Source organism: Natrinema hispanicum (assembly GCF_004217335.1).
Classification (GTDB): Archaea; Halobacteriota; Halobacteria; order Halobacteriales; family Natrialbaceae; genus Natrinema; species Natrinema hispanicum.
In genome coordinates this window covers 80,384-99,974 of sequence record NZ_SHMP01000008.1, presented here as the reverse complement: position 1 = coordinate 99,974, position 19,591 = coordinate 80,384, and the positions used below count along the sequence as shown (strand labels likewise).

Annotated in this window: 12 protein-coding genes and 1 pseudogene; 6 read left to right on the top strand and 7 right to left on the bottom strand. The window is 58.8% G+C overall.

What is annotated here, in order from left to right; genetic code table 11:
- Positions 1 to 679 precede the first annotated feature (679 nt).
- Positions 680 to 2,119, bottom strand: coding sequence for a cryptochrome/photolyase family protein (locus BDK88_RS18465; protein ID WP_130501728.1), 1,440 nt, complete (start codon positions 2,117 to 2,119; stop codon positions 680 to 682).
- Between the two features lie 369 nt (positions 2,120 to 2,488).
- On the opposite strand from BDK88_RS18465, the pseudogene BDK88_RS21905 reads away from it, so the two are divergent.
- Positions 2,489 to 2,809, top strand: a pseudogene (locus tag BDK88_RS21905) (hypothetical protein); the annotation flags it as partial.
- 709 nt (positions 2,810 to 3,518) lie between these two features.
- Positions 3,519 to 4,253 (top strand): SagB/ThcOx family dehydrogenase, encoded by a 735-nt coding sequence (locus BDK88_RS18455; RefSeq protein WP_207225329.1) that lies wholly within the window; start codon positions 3,519 to 3,521, stop codon positions 4,251 to 4,253.
- A gap of 586 nt (positions 4,254 to 4,839) precedes the next feature.
- Here BDK88_RS18455 and BDK88_RS18445 read toward each other — a convergent pair.
- The 5 genes from BDK88_RS18445 to BDK88_RS18425 all read right to left on the bottom strand — a co-directional run bounded on the left by BDK88_RS18445 (position 4,840) and on the right by BDK88_RS18425 (position 11,828).
- Positions 4,840 to 7,308, bottom strand: a complete 2,469-nt coding sequence (locus BDK88_RS18445) for a DUF5059 domain-containing protein (RefSeq protein ID WP_130501631.1) — start codon at positions 7,306 to 7,308, stop codon at positions 4,840 to 4,842.
- A 212-nt stretch (positions 7,309 to 7,520) separates the two neighbouring features.
- Positions 7,521 to 8,633: an ABC transporter substrate-binding protein gene (locus tag BDK88_RS18440; protein WP_130501630.1), complete on the bottom strand. Its 1,113-nt coding sequence runs from the start codon at positions 8,631 to 8,633 to the stop codon at positions 7,521 to 7,523.
- Positions 8,634 to 8,691: 58 nt separating this feature from the next.
- A complete protein-coding gene (locus BDK88_RS18435) occupies positions 8,692 to 9,810 on the bottom strand; it encodes an ABC transporter substrate-binding protein (protein WP_130501629.1) in 1,119 nt (372 codons plus the stop codon).
- A 48-nt stretch (positions 9,811 to 9,858) separates the two neighbouring features.
- On the bottom strand, positions 9,859 to 10,719 hold the full coding sequence (locus tag BDK88_RS18430) for an ABC transporter ATP-binding protein (RefSeq protein WP_130501628.1): 861 nt from the start codon (positions 10,717 to 10,719) through the stop codon (positions 9,859 to 9,861).
- Positions 10,719 to 11,828 carry a FecCD family ABC transporter permease gene (locus BDK88_RS18425; RefSeq protein WP_130501627.1) on the bottom strand — a complete coding sequence of 370 codons (1,110 nt, stop codon included), beginning with the start codon at positions 11,826 to 11,828 and terminating at the stop codon, positions 10,719 to 10,721. The genes BDK88_RS18430 and BDK88_RS18425 overlap by 1 nt, the downstream gene beginning before the upstream one ends.
- A 508-nt stretch (positions 11,829 to 12,336) precedes the next feature.
- On the opposite strand from BDK88_RS18425, the gene BDK88_RS18420 reads away from it, so the two are divergent.
- The 3 genes from BDK88_RS18420 (at position 12,337) to BDK88_RS21400 (ending at position 14,351) form a co-directional block, all read left to right on the top strand.
- The gene (locus BDK88_RS18420) at positions 12,337 to 12,990 is read left to right on the top strand and encodes a protein-L-isoaspartate(D-aspartate) O-methyltransferase (RefSeq protein ID WP_130501626.1); all 654 of its coding nucleotides are present in this window, start codon (positions 12,337 to 12,339) and stop codon (positions 12,988 to 12,990) included.
- A 435-nt stretch (positions 12,991 to 13,425) separates the two neighbouring features.
- Positions 13,426 to 13,704, top strand: coding sequence for a universal stress protein (locus BDK88_RS18415; RefSeq protein WP_130501625.1), 279 nt, complete (start codon positions 13,426 to 13,428; stop codon positions 13,702 to 13,704).
- Between the two features lie 506 nt (positions 13,705 to 14,210).
- Positions 14,211 to 14,351 (top strand): hypothetical protein, encoded by a 141-nt coding sequence (locus BDK88_RS21400; RefSeq protein ID WP_165397001.1) that lies wholly within the window; start codon positions 14,211 to 14,213, stop codon positions 14,349 to 14,351.
- 427 nt (positions 14,352 to 14,778) lie between these two features.
- Here the strand turns inward: BDK88_RS21400 and BDK88_RS18410 are convergent, their stop codons facing one another.
- Entirely contained in the window at positions 14,779 to 15,993 is a 1,215-nt protein-coding gene (locus BDK88_RS18410) for a COG1361 family protein (RefSeq protein WP_130501624.1), read from the bottom strand.
- Between the two features lie 281 nt (positions 15,994 to 16,274).
- On the opposite strand from BDK88_RS18410, the gene BDK88_RS18405 reads away from it, so the two are divergent.
- Positions 16,275 to 19,277 (top strand): PAS domain-containing protein, encoded by a 3,003-nt coding sequence (locus BDK88_RS18405; RefSeq protein ID WP_242611713.1) that lies wholly within the window; start codon positions 16,275 to 16,277, stop codon positions 19,275 to 19,277.
- Positions 19,278 to 19,591: the final 314 nt, after the last annotated feature.

Below are 19,591 nucleotides of genomic sequence, written 5' to 3'. Positions count from 1 at the left end.
GAGACCGGGGTCAAAGCGCGGATTCGAGTCGAAGCTACTAGGAGACGGGATAGTCAGCCAGCGGATTAGCAAGCAGTGTCTCTGATGGATCCTCTGTGAATGATAAGTTCAGAACCCTCGGTGGTACGTACAGGTGACCTCCTCCTCGCCGTAAACGGAGAGGGATCGAAGATCCCTCGGGCAGTCGGGCTACGCCCGACGACGGCGAGGCTTCCCACGGCACCGCACCGCTGGGTTGGGATATTTGCTGGTTTACGACTCGTCGGTATGACGGGCCGATGGCGGGGCCACACCGCTGTTACTCCTATCCCCGGCACGGGGACTCGGAGTTATCTTGGTGACCGAGACACCACAGCGGTTCGAGATGGGTGTCTCGAACGTTCTGGGTCTCGGAGTCCCGATATTGTCCGATTAGGTGGGCGGACGTGCCGCCTCGGTGTATGTCATACTACATCTCGACTGAACTTAAATACCCGTATTGCTACCGAACGGGGACTGCGTAAGCGTTGTCAGATTCACGCCCGGTCGTCAGACTACGTCTGACGGGCAATCAGAAATCGAAGATTTCTGATGACGGCGTAAACGCCGGGATTCTATCCTTGAAGAAAGATAGCCCGAACCACAAACCATCCCCACCATTTCCTTGTGCTCCTGACGGTGCCGCTTCTCGCGTGCCTCGTCAGCCGTCGCCGCGCGCGGCCTCGAACGCCGCGATTGCGCGCTCGCGGTGCTCGCCGAGGTCGACGATGGGTTCGGGGTAGTCGGGCGCAATGGCGGCGCGTTTCTCGGCATCCAGCGTGGGCCACTCATGGATGGCATCGGTCGGCGTGTCCCGGAGTTCGGGGACGTGTTCTCTGACGTACTCGCCGTCCGGGTCGTACTTTTCGGACTGGATCGTGGGGTCGAGGACCCGGAAATACGGCTGAGCGTTCGGTCCCGTCGAGGCAGCCCACTGCCAGCCGCCGGCGGCGTGGGCAGTGTCGTGGTCCACAAGCTTTTGACGGTACCAGTCGTACCCCTCGCGCCAGTCTATCAGCAGGTCCTTCGTAAGGAACGAGGCGGCCACCATTCGGACGCGATTGTGAACCCACGCCTCGGTGCGCAACTGCCGCATCCCGGCGTCGACGAGCGGATAACCCGTCTCGCCGTCCTTCCACGCCTGGAGCCCCTCAGGATCGTCGCGCCACTGGATTTCATCTGGGTACTCGCGGTAGTTCTCGGTAACTACATCGGGGCGCGCGTCGAGGACGTGTGCGTAGAACTCCCGCCAGGCAAGCCGTCGCCGGAACGCCTCGATCGACTCCCGTGCGTCCTCGTCGCTGGCGGCGGCCGCCGCGTCTTCAGTGGCCTTCCAGACCGTCCGGACGCCGACTGTCCCGAACTTCAGGTGCGGCGAGAGGCGCGAGGTCGACTCCCGGGCGGGGTACTCGCGGTCGTCCCCGTAGCGGTAGATAGTGTCCTCGCGGAAGTCGGCGAGTAGGTCGTGGGCAGCGTCGGTGCCTGCTGGCTGCACGTCGGCTTCGGGCTCGTCAAAGCCCAGGTCGGCGAGTGACGGTAGCGAGCCGGCGGCACCGGAGTCCTCGGCAAGGCACTCCTCGTCGAGGCTGTTACGGGGGTCGACAACGTCACCGCGAACCGGCGCAGCGACGGGGTCGGCCTTCTCCTGGTTGCGCCACTCTTCCCAGAAGTCCGAGAAGACGGAGTGGTGACCCCCGTCGTTCGTCGTGATGCTCTCTGGTTCGTGGAGGAGAGTGCCGCCGAACCGCTCGACGCCGACGCTGACACCGGCGTCGGTGAGCGCCGCCGCGACCGCACGGTCGCGTTCGCTCGCCAGTCCGGAGTAGTCACGGTTCCAGGTGACCGCATCGGCGTCGCAGGCTGCGGCGAGGTCAGGAAGCACCGCGCTTGGATCGCCACGGGCGAGGAGCAGTTCGCCGCCGCGCTCGCGGTACTGCTCGCGCAATGAGTCGAGCGCATCGAGTAAGAACGACACCACGGGCGGCGCGCCGTAGGCGAGTATCGTGGGATCGTGGACGAACACCGGGAGGAAGCGGTCGTCGCCCGACAGCGCCGGGTTGTCAGTCACACGAAGGTCACGGCGGTGCCAGTGGAGTCGCATACCGGCGTCTTGGCGGGCGCTGGCACCTCCCATCGCGAGCATTCCGGCGAGGCCCGCCCCACGAAGTGCGCTTCGACGCGTTGCCCGCAGGGGTTGAGAGTCCGATACTGACGTCGTGTGGGTTTTCTCTTCGCTCATAGCTCATGCCTCTCCGAGTGGCCCACAACAGCGATTGAGACCATCTCACACATTTGCACTCCAACATTCCATATAATACAGTGACGAGACTCGGGAACAATTTCACGCCACGACGATAGTGATAGACGGATAACTATATCTAAATTCTCGATCGACTATCTGTCCCTGTAGTGAGCGCTCACGGACCTCGCTATTCAACCGTCAGTTCATGCTACAATTGCGCTATGTATTCTCCGGCAACTCGACGAGGGAGTAGCCGACACACCGACTCGAGATCTCCGTGAAGCTTCGAGTGTCTCTTCGTTATCCGTTCTGCCACTTGAATCGGACGAACCCGAAAAAGTCATGCTTGGACCGGACGGAGACATTGAACCGTCGTATTGGTGGCTCGTGATATGGACACATCGACTCAAACGCTACCTCTTTGGAACACATCCACCAACCGATGAGCGAATCAAGACGCTCTCAGAACTCGAGCGCGAACTACCCCTCCCCACTCGCTCTCTTCGGTCGCTCGTTGAGGAAGGGGCCTTAGCGCCTCAATTCAGGTAAAGGGAAAGCAGATACCGGTCAAAACTCGTCCAGTCAGTATCGTATCTGGAACAGTTACTCTGTCACATCAGTGTGACACTCTGCGGTACGAATCGGACACTCGGAATTATGCGTCACGAATGACGGTCTATCTTTGCGTATCTCGGCTATAATTCCCAAACAGTCTTCATAGTCAGAGGTAGCGAGGGAGTTCCGTTCACCATCCACATGTCGGACCACCACTGTCAAAGGTGCATCCGGCCAGACACAATCGAGCGTAAGCATATCTGGGTCCGTCAGAATCTCATGGGTTTCCAGATATACTCTTTCATCGGTGTCATCTCGTTCTACTCTCACGTCCACCGTTACAGACTCGCTAAGGGGGTTTATCAAATGTAGACTCTGCAACGTGGCATACGCATCCCCAGAAGGGGATACACAGCCTGCTGTGGCACTAATTCCACCACTCGCAGCAAGACCAAGAAACCAGCGTCGGTTCATATTACCGCTCAACTGCACGATGATAAATACCTTCTTTGACCAACGGGTGCGATATGTTCGCGGATCTGGTCAACGAACGATGTGAACGGTAGTCAACTACCCCACCCTAGCCCTTGGTGTACTGAGGTATAACGACGCTTCCAAATCGTCTCGTACAACCAAGCAGATATGTAGCTAAGACGGGCTATGGCGACGTTTTTCACTCTTTCAGTAGACGTTCCTAGTTACCATGCAACGACCGTCGAGGCGGACAATCGTCACCCTAGGGGCGATCGGCATCATGACAGCGGGCCTGGAGGCGGTACTCGGGGTAACCAGACGAACCCGGGCTGCGAACCATGATCTCTTCCAGAACGAGGCTCTCTCGCTCCCTTCTCCACAGGAAGAGAGCGATACATCAGTCGAAAAAGCGATCGCGAACCGACGATCTCGACGTGAGTACGGAACGCAACCGCTGACACGACAGGAGCTCAGCCAACTACTGTGGTCCGCTCAAGGTGTGACCGACCGATCAACTGGCTACAGAGCAGCACCAAGTGCCGGCGCATTGTATCCACTGGAGCTGTACGTTGTCGTCGGAACCCCTGGCGTCGAGAATCTCGAGCAGGGTGTCTATCAGTACCAGCCAGAAGAACACGAACTCAGACAGGTCAAGTCCGGAAACGTCCAGTCCCGGTTGCGCCAGGCAGCCCTCGATCAAGAAGACGTCGAGGACGCAGCCATCGACATCGTGGTGAGTGCGACCGACGAGCGCACGACACAGAAGTACGGGAAACGTGGAAAGTTGCGGTACGTGCCGATGGAAGCCGGCCACGTCGGCGAGAACATCTATCTCCAGGCCGAATCACTTACTCTCTCGACTGTGACGATCGGGGCCTTCGACAACGAGCGTGTCCGACAGATCGTCGATGCACCGGCAAATCAGCGACCACTCTACGTCATTCCTGTTGGCACTCGACCGTAATATCGACCGACCGGTCACAGCGACATGGTCTCTCACTGCTTTTTAGACTGCCGGACAGAACGACGTGAAAATTGGTCGCTCTGGTGCGGCCGTCACCGGTGGAGACGGCCGCGAATTCACGATTGACTTCGTATTGATTTCTGTCCGACAGTATGAGTTCGCTGACGGAGTCACAACGAAACACGGTCAGGTCCGCTCGATGAGCGCGTGCAGACACGGACAGCGCTCTGACCGCGAGGGCCGGTACCGGTCAGTGCACACCCGGTTCGATACTATGTTTATCGCACCAGGCAGCGAAGCTCTGTGTGGTGCCAGTGAACACCCACCGTCATCTTGGAGCGGTGACCCCCATGCCAGAGATCAAGCCAATCGTCCGCAAAGAGGTCATAAGCGCGTCTCCAACGACAATCCTCGCCGAACTGGCAGAGTTGATGGCCGACGAGAACATCGGCAGTATCGTAATCGTTCATCGCCGCGTTCGTGTCGCGGTCACGTTCAAACCCACACGAGGGCACTCTTTCGTCGTCCTTAGACGCCTACGGCCTCTCGAACCATCATAATCGAGTCGTAGGCTGGGTCAGAGTCCCTATTCGACGATGACTTTCCCAACCATTCCAGCGGCTTCGTGGGGAATACAGTAATATTCGTGTGTCCCAGTCGCCTCGAAGGTGTGAACGTATGACTGACCGGGTTGGACGGCACCGTTCCCGTTCTCCCAGCCGGTCTCTGCTGCGGACTGTGAGTCGAAGCCACCCGACGCCCAGTATTCGGCGTTGGCGGGAATCTTGTCCTCATACGCGGTCACGGAGTGCGCTTCGCCACTCGCGTAGGCCCAAGCCACTTTGTCTCCTTTCGAGACCGTGATCTCTGCCGGCTCGTATGCGACGGCAGTCATGTCGATGACGTGATCTGCGTCCTCGGGGACGCCGTCGACGACATTTGGGTCGCCTTGGAGGTCTGAGTTACTGCCATGACCGTCGTCCGAGTGGGAGTGTGAGCCGCCCGATGCTCCGGCTAAGTCGAGATCGAGCGGCAGTTTTTCGACGCTGTCGACAAGTGCGAATTGCGCGTACTGCGAGGCGTTCGCGAACGACTCAGCTGCCCCACCAATGTCACCGCCCTCTTGAAGCGCAGTGATGTAGGCGTCGAGTTGTGCCTCGAAGGTTTCGTAGGCGTTGTGATCGGCTTCCTCGATCAGTTCGTGGACGCGAGCCTCCTCGAAGTGGGCGAATACGTCCTGCATTACGGCCGCGGCAGCCTCAGTATGTGAACCACCGCTACTGCTGACGATGGCGTAACCCGACGCCAGCGCCTCCGCGTTGAACTGCTTTGTGACGGGATACACGTCGTCGCCGTTGCTGGCAGCCGTGGAGATGCCGCCAAGGCGTTCTTCGAACGTCTCGTAGATGGATTCGTCCGCCTCTTCGAGCGCCTCGTGGTAGCCGCCCGCGCCTGACTCGAAGTGTTCGAACGCGTCCTGAGCGATTGCCTGCGCCCGACTGTCATTTCCGAGCGTATCGAGGACGGCGGCGTCGAAGCCGCGAGCGGCCATGTAGCCACCCTCAGCACCGCTCACTGTCGCGGTGCTGCCGGCCATCGTTTCGAACTCCAGTAGCGTCGACTGGACTCCTTCGTAATGGGTTTCGACACCGGAGTCGTTCGTGTTCTTGAACGCGTCGATCAGACCGCTGAGATGCTCTTCCTCGAACTGGGTGTAGAGCTCCTCGCTGGTCGACTCGACCGTCTCGTGGACCCCGAGTTCGTTCTGTTCGAACCGCTCGAAGAGGTCTTCAGCAATCGAGGCAGCGACGGTGTTCTGGCCCAAGCGGTACAGTTCACGGGCGTCATCGAACCGCGCTCGGAAGAACGCCGCCTCGAGAAGCGGTGCGTTCGCGCCGGCGAGTGCCTCGATTCCGGCCACGAGGTTCGAATCGACCGTCGCGACAGCGTCGTCGATACCGGACGCGTTTCCGTTCTTGATCGCGGACTGGAGATCCGAGAGGCCGGCTTCGAAGCCTTCGTAGGCGTCGCCGTCGGCCTCTTCGAGCGCTTCGTGTGCTCGTGCGCCTTCGAAGTGTGCGAAAATGTCGCTCGCCATCGTCGCAGCGCGGTCAGTCTCGCCACGAGCGGCGAGCCACTGGCAGTCATACGCGCGGGCGCGATAGATGGTCAATGCGGCAGCATGTGCAAACGACGAGGATGGGCCACCCATCGATGCGAGTGCCGCCGCATCCCAGCCCCGGGCCTGGAGCGCTGCCATGTGCCCTGCACCCGCGGCGGACTCAGCGTCAGCAAGCGCGTAGCTCCCGTCGATAGCCGCTTTAAACGCCTCGGTGGCACTTTTCTGGACGTTCTCGCTATTTTCGTTCCCAGCAGCCGATTCAACCGCCGCGACGGCGCTTTCGAACGTCGCGTAGGTCTCGCTGTCGGCCGATGCGAGCGCATCGTGAACCGCCGCCTCTTCGAAGCGACTCAGGACGTTTGCTGCGGTGGTTTGTGCCGCCTCGAAGTTCCCCGAGGCTGCGAGGAACGCGGCGTTCTGAACAGTAACCCCGAACAACTGAAGATCGAGTAGGTGCGCCGTCGTCTCGCCAGCGAGTGCCTGCTGGGCCTCCGCGAGTTGCGTGCTCGCGATAGCTGTCTCCTCGCGAGCGCGACTGATGTTTTCGGCCTGGAGTCCTGCCGTTCGGAGTTCGCCCAGCGCTTCCTCGAACTCTTCGTAGTTCGATTCACTCGTCGCCTCGAGCATCTCGTGCGCACCGTACTTCCCGGAGGCGTGCTCGAACCGGGCAAACGTCTGCTGAGCGACCGATGCGCCAGCGCCCGTTTCATCGGCAATGCCCAGCGAAAGGGAATCCCAGAGACGGGCGCGCATCGCGTTCCACTCTGCGCTGACAGCCGCATTCACTGACGCGGCCGTCTCTGCCTCGTCGGTTCCCTGTGAGGCTGTTTTTGTCGTGTTGCCCTCAGCTTCCCCTGAAGCGCTACAGCCGGCAAGTCCAGCTACAATTGCGGCCGTACTCGCTGCCAATAGATCCCGTCTGCTTGGTCGCATATTTTTTAGGCTTACCTAAAAGTTGATAACTCCTTCGATTTAGGCTAGCCAAAACAACGGCATGAGACTGACTCTAACGCGACGCTATAAAGCAATCGAACAGCGGCCGTCGATACCGGTCGTCGCTGGTCGCTGACGCGCACGTTCCCGACTGGATACACGCCGTTGGGGCAGGTCCGCCGAAAACGACTCAACTCCCACACTTGGTGGGCCTAATAGTCGCCGTTGACGATGTCGCTGACTTCCTTCCGGTCGTAGAGGTCTACCTCAACGTCATAGAGCTGTTTGGCTGCCCGCTCGGTCACAACGAGGTTCGTAATTGGGCCCTGATAGAGCGGCCCACCTCGGTAGACATCGCCGTTCTGGACTGCTGTTAGCTCGCTGGCGACACTGTCGTTTTCCATCTGGGAGACGATCGCGTTCTGGAACTCCTCGGCGGTCTTCGCTTCCTGTCCGCGGAACAGAAGGATATCGGGGTCGATCTCGAGGAGCGTCTCGTAGTCGACTGAACCACGCGTGTTATGGAAGTCTTGCACGTCTGTATTGGCGAACGCGTCCGTGACCTTGAGGTCACGCCACTGCTTGAAACTCGTTCCGTCGCCGATCAGGTACGGAGAGAACGATCCCATGTCACTTTCGGTCGCCCACATGATAGCGACGCTTGGCCGCTGGCTCTCCGGTGGGACGATATCGGCGACGTTCGACTGGAACTCGTCATGAAGACTCGCGAAGGCCTCGTATCGCTCCGTTTCCTGGAAGACCTGCGCCAGCTTCTCGAAGGCCTCGTACAGCGAGAGGTAGTCGTAGTCGTGCCACCCATAGCCGGTCGAAAAGATACTGTTGCCAAAGAAAGGCGTTCCTGTCGCCTCCACTCGATCGATGTCCTCCTGCTTCCAGCCGTTACCGCGATTGATGACGAAGTTCGGGTCCATGGCGAACATATCGACACGTTCGCTCATCGAGAGGACCTCCTCCGGACCCAACGTGCCGTCTCCCCAGAACGATTCCATATCGCTTTTGTCGATGTTTACGCCCGGAATCTCGTCGTAATACTGCGTATGGTATCGACTGGCGAGATACAGGACTGCAGGTGGTTCCTGACCCAGCGCAATTCCCATGTCGGCCCAGCTACCGTTATTGGCCGCCCACTGCTTCGGGACGCTGTCGAACTCGACCTCACTAACTGGCGGCATCGACACCGTGTACGCAGCGTCGTCAGCTGATGTTCCGCTCCCGCCGATGCAGCCGGCCATTGTACTCACGCCAGCGATAACGCCACTCGTTCGAAGTACGTTTCGTCTCGTCCAACAGTTTTCCCCGTTCATCAGCTTTTAGGCTGGCCTAAAAACTGAAAAGCGTTTCGAAGCCAGGCAATCGTTTGTCCTAAAACGTGCCAGTGACGATGTCAGCGACCGCCTGCCGGTCGAACAGCTCCTCGTCGCCGAACTCGTCAGAATAGATTCCCTGTGCGGCCCGCTCGAGCTGGAAGAGATGGATAATCGGTCCCTGGTAGGTCATCCCGCCGTAGACGACGCGATCGTTCTGGACCGCTCGGAGGTTGCTCGCGGTGTCGTGGGTTCGCAGGAACGAGACCATTCCGTCCTCGAACGCCGCGTCGGTAACGGCTCCCTGCTGTCGGATCGCGATGACGTCTGGATCGATCTCGAGAAGCGTCTCGTAGTCGATGGTTCCGCCGGTTGCTTGCGCATCGGCGACGCCGTTTTTCGCCAGCGCACCCTCGACACGGAGGTCGTTCCAGTGTTTGGATTGCGTTCCCTCGTCGATGAGGTACGGATAGAACGCCTCTGGTTGTTGGGACGCAGGAACGAGCACTGCAACGGTGGGCCGCTCGTCAGGTAGTCGCGACTGCACATTCGCGATGACGTCCTCGTGGAGTCGTTCGAACGCCTCGTAGCGCTCCCGTTCCTGAAACACTGCGGCTACCTTTTCGAAGGCTTCGTACAGCGTGTAGCGGGAATAGTCGTGCCAGTCGTAACTGGCTGAAAAGATCGTGTTGCCGACGAACGGCGCGACGTTTCGCGCGACCCTGTCGACGTCGTCCTGGCTCCAGCCGAGCCGATTGATCATGAAGTTGGGGTCGATCAGGTGGACATCCGCATCGATAGTGTAGAAGGTTTCGCGGTCGGTACCGCCCTGCCAGAGTTGTGTGAGTTCGTCGGTCTCGACCGAGACGCCCGGCAACTCGTCGTAGTGGTGTGCGGCGAACCGACTCCGGAGGCCGATGCCAGCCAGTCCATCAGCCTGCCCGAGTGCAACGCCCATGTCGGCGTAATCTCCTGTGTAGGGTACCCACCGTTCCGGGACGGTATCGAACTCGACGGTACCAACGGGCTCCATGGTAACGGAATGTCCGTGTTCTCCATCCGCTCTGTTATTCGATGATCCAGAATCGTCGAGGCAACCAGCAGTTACGCCGAGTCCGGCGATTGCCGCCCCCGTTTTCAGTACCCCACGTCTCGTCCGTCTCACGCCAGCCTCCATCATCTTTTAGGCTAGCCTAAAAATATAAAAGCGTTCCGAACGGAGCCACTACAACCGGCTATTCGGCAACGAACGCTTCGGGAGGACCTGTAGTTCGGGTTCGTACCTGACGGTCGCTTCGATGCCGAAGACGTCGGCGAGCAACTGTTCGGTTACTACCTCTTCGGGCGGTCCCCAGTCGTAGAGTTCGCCGTCACACATCGCGATCAGATAGTCGGCGAAACGCGCTGCCTGCGAGATATCGTGGAGTATCACAGCGACGGTGACCCCCTTCTGCTCGTTTAGCTGACGGATCGTCTCGAGGACGCGAAACTGATGGTGAACGTCGAGAAACGTCGTTGGCTCGTCGAGCAACAGGACATCGGTGTCCTGTGCCAACACCATTGCAATCCAGGCCAGTTGCTTTTGCCCACCGCTCAGTTGCCCGAGTTCGGCGTTTCGGAGGTGTTCGATGCCCGCCAACTCGAGCGCGCGCTCGACTGCCTCGCGATCCGTTTCACTAACGCTGTCGAAAAATCCACGGTGGGGGTACCGGCCGTGATAGACGAGATCCTCGACGGAAATCGAGCCCAGCGAGTCGTTCTCCTGAGAGAGGACACCGAGTTCGCGCGCCAGTGCTTTCTGACTGAACGAGTCGAGGTCCTCGCCGTGGATTCGGACCGTTCCCGTCTCCGGCTCGAGGTGGTTCGAGAGCGCCTTCAACAGTGTGCTCTTCCCGCTGCCGTTCGGGCCGACGAGTGCGGTCACCGCCTCCTCGGGGATATCGAGGCGTGCACAGTCGACGATCGGTTCCTCACTCGTCGGATAGCTCAACTCGAGATTCTCACCGACGAGTGCGCTGTCGATGGCAACGCCGTCCTCGTCAGTAATCCGGTCCTGTTCGCGTTCGTGGTCCTGTGTGCGTGCCATTATAACTCACCCATCGATTGTTGCTTGCGCATCAGATAGAGGAAGTACGGACCGCCGACCAGTCCAGTGACGACGCCGACGGGAAGCTGGGTGCCAGACAGCGCGAGACGTGCGCCGACGTCGGCGACGACCATCAGTGCAGGGCCGGCAAAGAGACAGCCGAGTATCAGCCGTCGGTAGTCGCCGCCGACGGTATTTCGAACGATATGCGGGACGACGAGCCCGAAGAAGCTGACAATCCCGGCGACAGCGATCGCAGCACTTGCAGCCAGAATGGCGACGACCGAGAGGAGAAAGCGAGTCCGTTCGACGCGCATCCCGAGCGATCGGGCAGTACGTTCGCCCAGCATCAACACGTTCAGCTGTCGCGCCCCACCGATCGCGATTGCACACGAGAGGACCGCTGGGAGGATCGCGATTCTGACCTCGTCCCAGCCGGTTCCCGTCAGTGATCCCGTAAGCCAAGCGACTGCCGTCTGGACGACACCGAGGTCGTCCGCGAAAAAGAACAGCCCCTGTTGGAGTGATTGAAAGACCATGTTGACGATGACGCCGGCAAGAACGAGACGGACGGGATTTGTGCCGCCTTTCCAGGCAATCGTGTAGACGAGTATAAACGCAACTGCGCCTCCCAGGGTCGCGATGAGTGGCAATATCGACGCGAGCCCGCTGAAGACGATCAGCGTCGCCAAGACTGCGAATCCAGCACCGGAACTGACTCCCAACACGAAGGGACTCGCCAGTTCGTTGCGCGTTACGGCCTGAAAGATCGCACCGGAGACCGCGAGCGTCGAACCAGTAATGACCCCCACGAACACGCGCGGGAGTCGGAGCTCCCAGACGACGATGCTCGCGGTACTCATCTCCGGAAGCTCCGTCCCGAACAGAAACGCCGACCACGTGTTGATATTAAAGATCACGTTGGGATTGAACACTGCCCGCCAGGCCTCGAGGAACGTCATCGAATACTCCCCGAAACTCACCTGGACAAGCCCAGCGATGACGGTGACGATCGTACTCGCCAGACAAAAGAGGACAAGCGTCCCCGTAACCCATCCCGCTCGTTGCTGGGCGGGTGTCTGGCCACTAACCGACTGTGTTTCTGCCATCCGTGTTTAGGTGCGCCTAAAAACTTTTAGTAGTTGTGGTTTCAGGTGGCAACATCGATGACTGGTTTAGTTACTAGAACCGATCTGTCTTTGTGGAAGATTACCGAGCCACTAACGTGTCTACGGTGGACTGTCTTTGTGCGTGCAGCGCTTTAGGTTTGCCTAAAACCGACGCCGATTTAGTGTTATCGCTCGTCTTCCGCTTCGTACTGACGGTCGTGCTGAACGCATCTTCTGAATTCAGCAGCTGACCTCCGGCAGAGTCTGAACAGCACGCTACTCCACTGCTGGATACAGGGCGCGAATGTCCCACCACCAATGAATGAAAGGGGTACCCGTCTGGCGCTGAGGGATAACTATGTGTACGCACTTCTTACTGAACATCCTGCCAGTTACAGTCAGTTCCCCCCGACGTTCGATCCAAAACGCTTCAGCCCGATCGGACAATATGATCTTCATCGTCCAGTCACTGCAAATGGATCTATTGACCATGAGTGGATGAGAGAATATGGAAGCGGAGCAACAGTCAGCCGAACGACTCGTCGAGAAACTCAGGGCAGAGAGGAACGTGTACTCCTCGAAAGTCGCGGCCGCACTCCGAAGTGTTCCGCGCGAGAAATTCGTCCCCGAATCGGCGCGAGATCGAGCCTACAACGACGTGCCACTCGACATCGGCGAGGGGCAGACGATCAGCGCCCCGCACGTTGTTGCGGACATCACGGAACTCCTCGAGCTCAGAGAGGGGCAACGAGTGCTCGAGATCGGGACAGGGAGCGGCTATCATGCGGCGGTAACCGCAGAGATCGTCGGCGAGAAAAATGTCTTCATGATCGAACGTCTTCCGACACTGGCTCGCATGGCCCGTCGAAATCTCGCTCAAGCCGGCTACGATGAAGTCACGGTAATCGTCGGCGACGGTTCTTGCGGACTTCCTGATCGATCACCGTTTGATCGTATATATCTGACCTGCGCTGCCCCAGACATCCCCGATCCCCTACTCGAACAACTGGCCGATGGCGGACGCATGGTGGTTCCGATTCCAATCGACGACGAGATCCAGCGATTGACGCTGGTGGAAAAACGCGATGGCCGAGTGGAACAAGTCCCCTACGGGGCAGTACAATTCGTCCCGCTCGTCGGCGAACACGGATTCGAGGCGTGAACTACTCTACCCGCCCGCAAGCCGTTAAGCGAGCGGTAGAGTGGATCGTTCACTATCACAGTCATAGTGTTGTAAATCAACCCATATTGAAAATAATATATTGTATTTATTATTAACTATGAGGTATTATGACTGTTCTAGCGGCCGGCGTCTCGTCGCGATCGACTGGACCACCTCGAGGGCGACGGGAAGATCAAGGAACTCATCGCGAAACTGGTCGATCTACGAACAGGAGGGTCCGTTCCTGCAGGAAGGCGCGTGGACGTGGGCTTGGGCATTACTGACAGCCGATCGGTCGAGCGGGAATCGTTCCCGTCGTTGACGATCTTCTCGTTGAGGACCGCCGCGCATTCATCGGGGACGTCATCTCGTTGCTCATCGCGCCGATACTGTTGGTTGCCCTCCCGGTTGTGGTTGGGGAGGTGATATGAAGCGATGGTCGGGGCTGAGGAACTGGACGAGCGCGTAACGGATCGCGCTGAGGAGTTACTCGCAGATATGAGGACACATACGTCTGAGCATAAGGCTCGCGTTACGACTGAATACGTTTTCGGCAAACCAGCGGATGAGAGTATCGAGTACGTCAACGAACACGATATCGATCTGATCATAATGGGTTCGCATAGCCGCACAGGGCTCACCCGTGTCCTCCTCGGCAGCGTCGCCCAGAGCGTTCTCAAGCGCGCCCCAGTCCCAGTTACCATCATCAGGTGACCAGCCCGACTGTTCGATTCCCCGTATCGCAACGTATCTCGTCCCGATCTAAACGCTCGCGTGAATAGCCTCGGGGCCAAGTACTAGAACATTCTCCGATTCCACTTGTAATACTACCGGACAGCAGTCAATACGAAGTCGCTCGTGAATTCGCGTCCGTCTTCACCGGTGATAGCCGCACCAGAGCGACCGATCGTCACGTCGTTCTATCCGGCAGTATCAGTACCCAGTCTTGGACCTCGATCACTACCTGTCTCTCAGCGCAAATACTGCTCTTTTGATCGATATGACGGCTATCTCGAAGAGCAAAAATAGAAAACCCGGCTCAAAGATGTTTTGTGGTACTACTTCGCCGACTCCGAACCCGACGGTAACGCCGTGCAACGTGAACTCTTCTTGAGAATGTGGGGCTACTCGGACGATACCTGGAGACTCGAGGGGAAAACAGAACCGGCCAACGGTGGCACTGGAATACTGTTAAGGCCCACCATGTTGAATGTGCTCATATGACATACGAACTACGGTGTGACAAGTGCGAGTTTGGCCAGACGTTCACGGAGTGGGCTGATGCGAACTGGGCTGCCAGTAATCACGAGGCTGATAATCCCACCCATTGGGTGACCATTCTTGACACCCAGCCTGCCTGAGCCACACAGTGGAGTGAGACACCCGGAGCGCAGTCCACACAGACACTCAAAAATTACGTAATGATTTTCACAGCCCGTCAGAATCACAGAGCGGTTTTGAAGACGGTGATTCGGAGTGCCTCGCTCCTCCTTCTTCGAGACCGTGAGAAAGGAGTCCATACGGCGCTGGATCCCTCGCTACTCGTGCCTGCTCTTCGGTCGGCGGTTGCTGATACTGCTGGACAGAACGACGTGAAGCCGGCCGCACGTATGCGGCCGTCACCTATGGGGACGGCCGCGAATTCGCGACCGGCTTCGTATTGACTGCTGTCCAGTAGTATGAGGAAGGAGTTTAGCGCCTCAATTGAACGCGAGGCGTTTGTCCCACAGTGCTGTACGCACGTCCAAGCTGTCTCGATAGCACCCTGGTATTAGCAACCCAACTCGATCACCGATCCCACTGTCGATAGCCAACGAGGCCAACACTAACGAGGCCTATGAGGACGATACTGACGCCTGTAAACGGAAGGCCCCCGAACCCACCAGCTGCGGTCATCGACTGTTCACCGTTGGTGCTGGTTTCGGACTTCGTTGCAGTCGATTCCGTAATGTCGACAGTCTGGCTCGTCTGCGCTGTGCGGTCGCCGACCGTGTACGTCGCCTCGATTTCGGCAGTCCCGACCGGTACGTTGTTGACCGGAATCGTCACTGTCTCAGCAGCCGTTGCGTTGACAGTCCCGATCGTTGCACCTGGCAACTGCGTGTCGTCTGCTTGCCCCGAGATCGATACATCGTCAATTGGGGCGTTCCCCTGGTTAGTAACACGGTACTGAAGCACCGCCGATCCATTTTGTTCAAGCACTGATGCGTACAGATCAACGTCTTCGCGTAATGGTTCGACTTGAATCGACCGAATAGCCGTTACTTGACTTCCACTATTGTACGCCAACGTCGCCTCGAGACTGTTAGAACCGACTTTTTGCGGCTGGACGTTGAAATCGAAGGTCGTCATGTTTTCAGCACCGAGCGTCGGACGAATCCGCGTTGGGTCTTCGACGGTTCCGTTGTTCTCGAGTCGGAGAACGAGGTCAGTCAACGCGTTGTCGTCGCCGTTCGACACCGTTACCGTGACCGGGACGTCGGATCCAGCGACTGCACGGTCAGTATCGATCTGCAGTTGTGGTTCCGTCACCGGATTGGACGAGGGTTCGGAGACGCTGACGTAGACCGGCCGCTTGATAACACCGATCTTCTGCGTACTCCCGTCTGCGTCTGTTCTAATTCCGCGCACGTTCACCACTAAGCGCTTTTCGCCTGCAGTGTCGAACGTCGTCTGAAGCGGGATATCGATACTTTCACCGGATGCGATGACGCCGAGATCGCCCGCTTCGTCAACTCGCCCCTGGTCAGGAGCCGTCAAAATAACCTGCGTGACCTCGAATCCACCGTCTTTCTGGCCCGAAAGGCTGACTGTCGGCGTGACTGTGACAGCCTCACCAGTTGTCGGTTCGTCGTTCGAAACTGTAACGTCGGAAACGGTGACGTAGACATCCGATGCCGATGCAGTAGTGAGTCCTGCCCCGGCGAGCAGCGAACAACAGAGTATTCCAACGACAAATACCACACGTAGCTGTGCTAACCCGTGTCGCTCTGATTGTGACATACAAGATTTAGGCGAGCCTAAACTAATTAATCACTTTCGATTTAGGTCGGCCTAAACCAATGTCTGAGTCGCTTATTAGACTATCAAATCGGTGGGATTCCTCACAGTGACCCAGCATCGGGACGCAGATACTAGATACGATTAGGTGGTCTGCGCCGAACGGATCGGGCTTACTGCTGTGGTCCGCTCGAGACGGGCGAGCGGAATGACTGTCAGCCTTCCATACCGGGGTCTTTCCACCGGCGGAGGAGTTATTTACCAGACTCGCTCTAGAGCGCGCAATGACAGCTTCTGCGTTGACCAAGCGTCTCCGGGAAACGCTTGCATGCTTTGGTGGCTCCGGAGAACCGCGGACGACAACCGAGGTGGCAGACCAACTCGATCTCGGCCGACGGAGCACCTACAGCCGACTCGAGCAACTCGTCGAGCACGACCGGATCGAGACCAAAAAGGTCGGTGCAAGTGCCCGTGTCTGGTGGCGGCCACCGTCAGCGGCCGATCGATCGACCAGTGATGGAGAGCCACCGCCCGGTGCCGAGCTCCCAGTCAGCGACGTGCTCGACGACGCCGAAATCGGGCTGTTCGTTATCGACGCAGATCTCGAGGTAGCACAGCTCAATGAGACGGCCGAACAGTACTTCGGCCTCGAGCGTGAGCATGCACTCGGTCAGAACAAGCGCGACCTCATTAGGGATCAGCTTGCCTCGGCCGTCGCAGACGGCACGTCGTTTGCTGACACCGTGCTGGCGGCCTACGAGGATAATACGTACATCGAACAGTTCGAGTGTCGCGTCACGGCGAGTGAGAACCGACAGACGCGCTGGCTCGAACACCAGAGCAAACCGATCGAGTCTGGGACGTACGCCGGCGGGCGCATCGAACTCTACTACGACATAACCGACCAGAAGCGCTCGGAGCGTGCCCATCGTACGGAACGAACCCTCCTCGAGCGCGTCCTCGAGTCCAGTCCGATCGGAATTGGAATCTTTGATGCTGACGGCCAAATACGCCGCGTGAACCGCCGATTCGCCGAGTATCTCGGAGTGAGTGGAGACGATCCGACGACGTACGTGCTCGGCGACGTGCCCCTGTTCGACGAGGATGGCGAGGAAATGCCGTACGAAGAGCGACCGGCAGCTCGAGTACTCGCGACCGGCGAGTCAGTCGTCGATCAGCACATACAGGTCGACAGTGGTGATGGCCAAATGCGATGGCTCTCCGTGAACGCCGAACCGCTCGACGACGGCGTCATCGTCACAACAGCCGATATTACGCAACTCAAAGCGCAAGCACAGCACCTCGAGCGCCAACACAACGACCTCGAGGCCGAACTCGAAGCAGTGTTCGAGCGGATCGACGACGCGTTCTACGCGCTTGACGACGGCCTGCAATTTACGTACGTCAATGACCGTGCCGAAACACTGCTGGGCCACTCCGAGTCAGAACTCCTGGGCAGGAACATCTGGCAGGCGCTGTCCATCCCCGACGATGACCCACTCCGGGACCGATACGAGACGGCGCTGGCCACCCAGACCGCGACGAGTTTCGAACGCTACTCTGCGCCGCTTGACATCTGGGAGATCGTCAGCGTGTATCCCTCGGCGTCCGGCCTCTCGGTGTACGCGACCGACATCACCGAGCGCAAGCGACACGAGCGCCAGCTCCGCGAACGGGAGACCAGCCTCGAGCGAACAACGGAGCTCCTGGAGCAATCACAGCAACTGGCGAGCGTTGGTGCCTGGGAACTCGACCTAACCGACGAGCCTCCAGCCCTCCACTGGACCGACGAGGTCTACCGGATCTTCGAGCGCTCGCCAGATCAGGAGGTCGATCTCGAGTGGGTACTCGACCATCTGCCGCCGGCGGACCGGGACCATCTCAACGAGGCCCTCGACCGTGCGATCGAAGACGGGGACGCCTACGATATCGAAAACCGGATTCTCACGGCTGCTGGTGATCAGCGATGGATCCGAAGTATCGGTGAGCCCGTTCGAGACGACGGCGAGATCATCGCCCTCCGCGGCGCGGCACAGGACATCACCGAGCGCAAAGAATACGAACAGGTCCTCGAGCGCCAGCGCGAGCAACTCGCTGCACTGAACAATCTCAACGACGTCGTCCGCAGCATCACCGATGAAGTCATCGACCAGTCGACACGCTCGGAGATCGAGCAAGTAGCTTGCGAGCGACTCGCCGAGGCAGAGTCGTACCTGTTCGCGTGGATCGGGGATGTCGATATCGCTTCACAGACGGTGACGATGCGAACGGAGGCCGGCGTCGAGGGCTATCTCGATGATATCACGATCTCCGCCGATCCCGACGACGAGCGCAGCAAGGGACCGACAGGGCGGGCGATTCTCGAAGGTGAGATCCAGACGACACAGGATATCGAGGCTGACAGCAGACACGACCCGTGGCGCGACCATATCGAACAGTACGGCTTCCGCTCGTCGGCGGCGATCCCAATCAGCTACGAGGACACCGTCTACGGAGTCTTGAACGTCTATGCCGACCGGCCGAACGCGTTCGAGGGCAAAGAGCGGGCAGTTATCAGTCAACTGGGCGAGGTGATCGGCCACGCGATCGCTGCCACCGAGCGCAAGCGGGCATTGATGAGCGACGATGTCGTCGAACTCCAGTTCCGCATCCGCGACATCTTCGACGTCACGGGGGCCGATACGCCAGCCGACGGCTCGATCACGATTGACCACACAGTTCCCATCGAGAACGATGAATTCCTCGTCTACGGGACAGTCACTGAAGACGCTATCGAGAGTTTAGATGGGCTCGTCGATGCACTCCCTCACTGGACTGCTGTCACCTACCGGACTACCGACGGGATGACGAACTTCGAACTTCGGCTTTCCGAACCGCCGGTGCTGTCGACGCTCGCCTCACTCGGTGGTGCCGTCAAAAGCGCTGTCATCGACGACAATGGCTATCAGATGACGCTTCACCTCGCCCCAGGTGCAGATATCCGACAGGTCATCGACGCTGTCCAGACGACCTATCCGACCGCAGAGTTGCTAAAACACCGTCAAACTGCGCGTCCTGACACCACCGCTGAACGTGTCCGTCACGTGCTCACGGACGAACTCACCGACCGCCAGCGAGCAGCCCTCGATGCTGCCTATCACGCAGGCTTTTTCGAGTGGCCTCGCGATGCCTCCGGCGAGGAGATCGCCGACTCACTCGAGATCGCGCCGGCGACGTTCCATCAACACCTCCGTCGCGCACAAAAGAAAATCTTCGAATCGCTGCTCTCGAGGCCGACGACTGCCTGAATGCTCTAGAACGCGCCGCTGCCAGTTCGATGAAAATCGTACGTTCTAGAGAGTTCACGCAAGCGGGAACGACCCACTCGTGGAGACAGTGCAATCAGAAACGCCAGCCAGTGGCTGACGTTGGAGCCCCCGTCGGTGGGTTCCACCGGAAGAGTCGAGATCATGAGGGGGAAAGCTGGCAATTGACTGTTGGGACAACTGATCTCGAACTGGCGGGAGCGATGTCTCGGATCAGATTGGGTCGGTGGCAGAGTGCCACCCTATGTGTCTCCCGCCATCTAATGCTTAGAAATCTATCATTATAAATCTGATGG

Coding starts and splice junctions, on each gene's coding strand:
- BDK88_RS18465 (WP_130501728.1), bottom strand. CDS start 2,119: ATGCGACTCCACTGGCACCGCCGTGACCTTCGTGTGACTGACAACCCG.
- BDK88_RS18455 (WP_207225329.1), top strand. CDS start 3,519: ATGCAACGACCGTCGAGGCGGACAATCGTCACCCTAGGGGCGATCGGC.
- BDK88_RS18445 (WP_130501631.1), bottom strand. CDS start 7,308: ATGCGACCAAGCAGACGGGATCTATTGGCAGCGAGTACGGCCGCAATT.
- BDK88_RS18440 (WP_130501630.1), bottom strand. CDS start 8,633: ATGAACGGGGAAAACTGTTGGACGAGACGAAACGTACTTCGAACGAGT.
- BDK88_RS18435 (WP_130501629.1), bottom strand. CDS start 9,810: ATGGAGGCTGGCGTGAGACGGACGAGACGTGGGGTACTGAAAACGGGG.
- BDK88_RS18430 (WP_130501628.1), bottom strand. CDS start 10,719: ATGGCACGCACACAGGACCACGAACGCGAACAGGACCGGATTACTGAC.
- BDK88_RS18425 (WP_130501627.1), bottom strand. CDS start 11,828: ATGGCAGAAACACAGTCGGTTAGTGGCCAGACACCCGCCCAGCAACGA.
- BDK88_RS18420 (WP_130501626.1), top strand. CDS start 12,337: ATGGAAGCGGAGCAACAGTCAGCCGAACGACTCGTCGAGAAACTCAGG.
- BDK88_RS18415 (WP_130501625.1), top strand. CDS start 13,426: ATGGTCGGGGCTGAGGAACTGGACGAGCGCGTAACGGATCGCGCTGAG.
- BDK88_RS21400 (WP_165397001.1), top strand. CDS start 14,211: ATGACATACGAACTACGGTGTGACAAGTGCGAGTTTGGCCAGACGTTC.
- BDK88_RS18410 (WP_130501624.1), bottom strand. CDS start 15,993: ATGTCACAATCAGAGCGACACGGGTTAGCACAGCTACGTGTGGTATTT.
- BDK88_RS18405 (WP_242611713.1), top strand. CDS start 16,275: ATGACAGCTTCTGCGTTGACCAAGCGTCTCCGGGAAACGCTTGCATGC.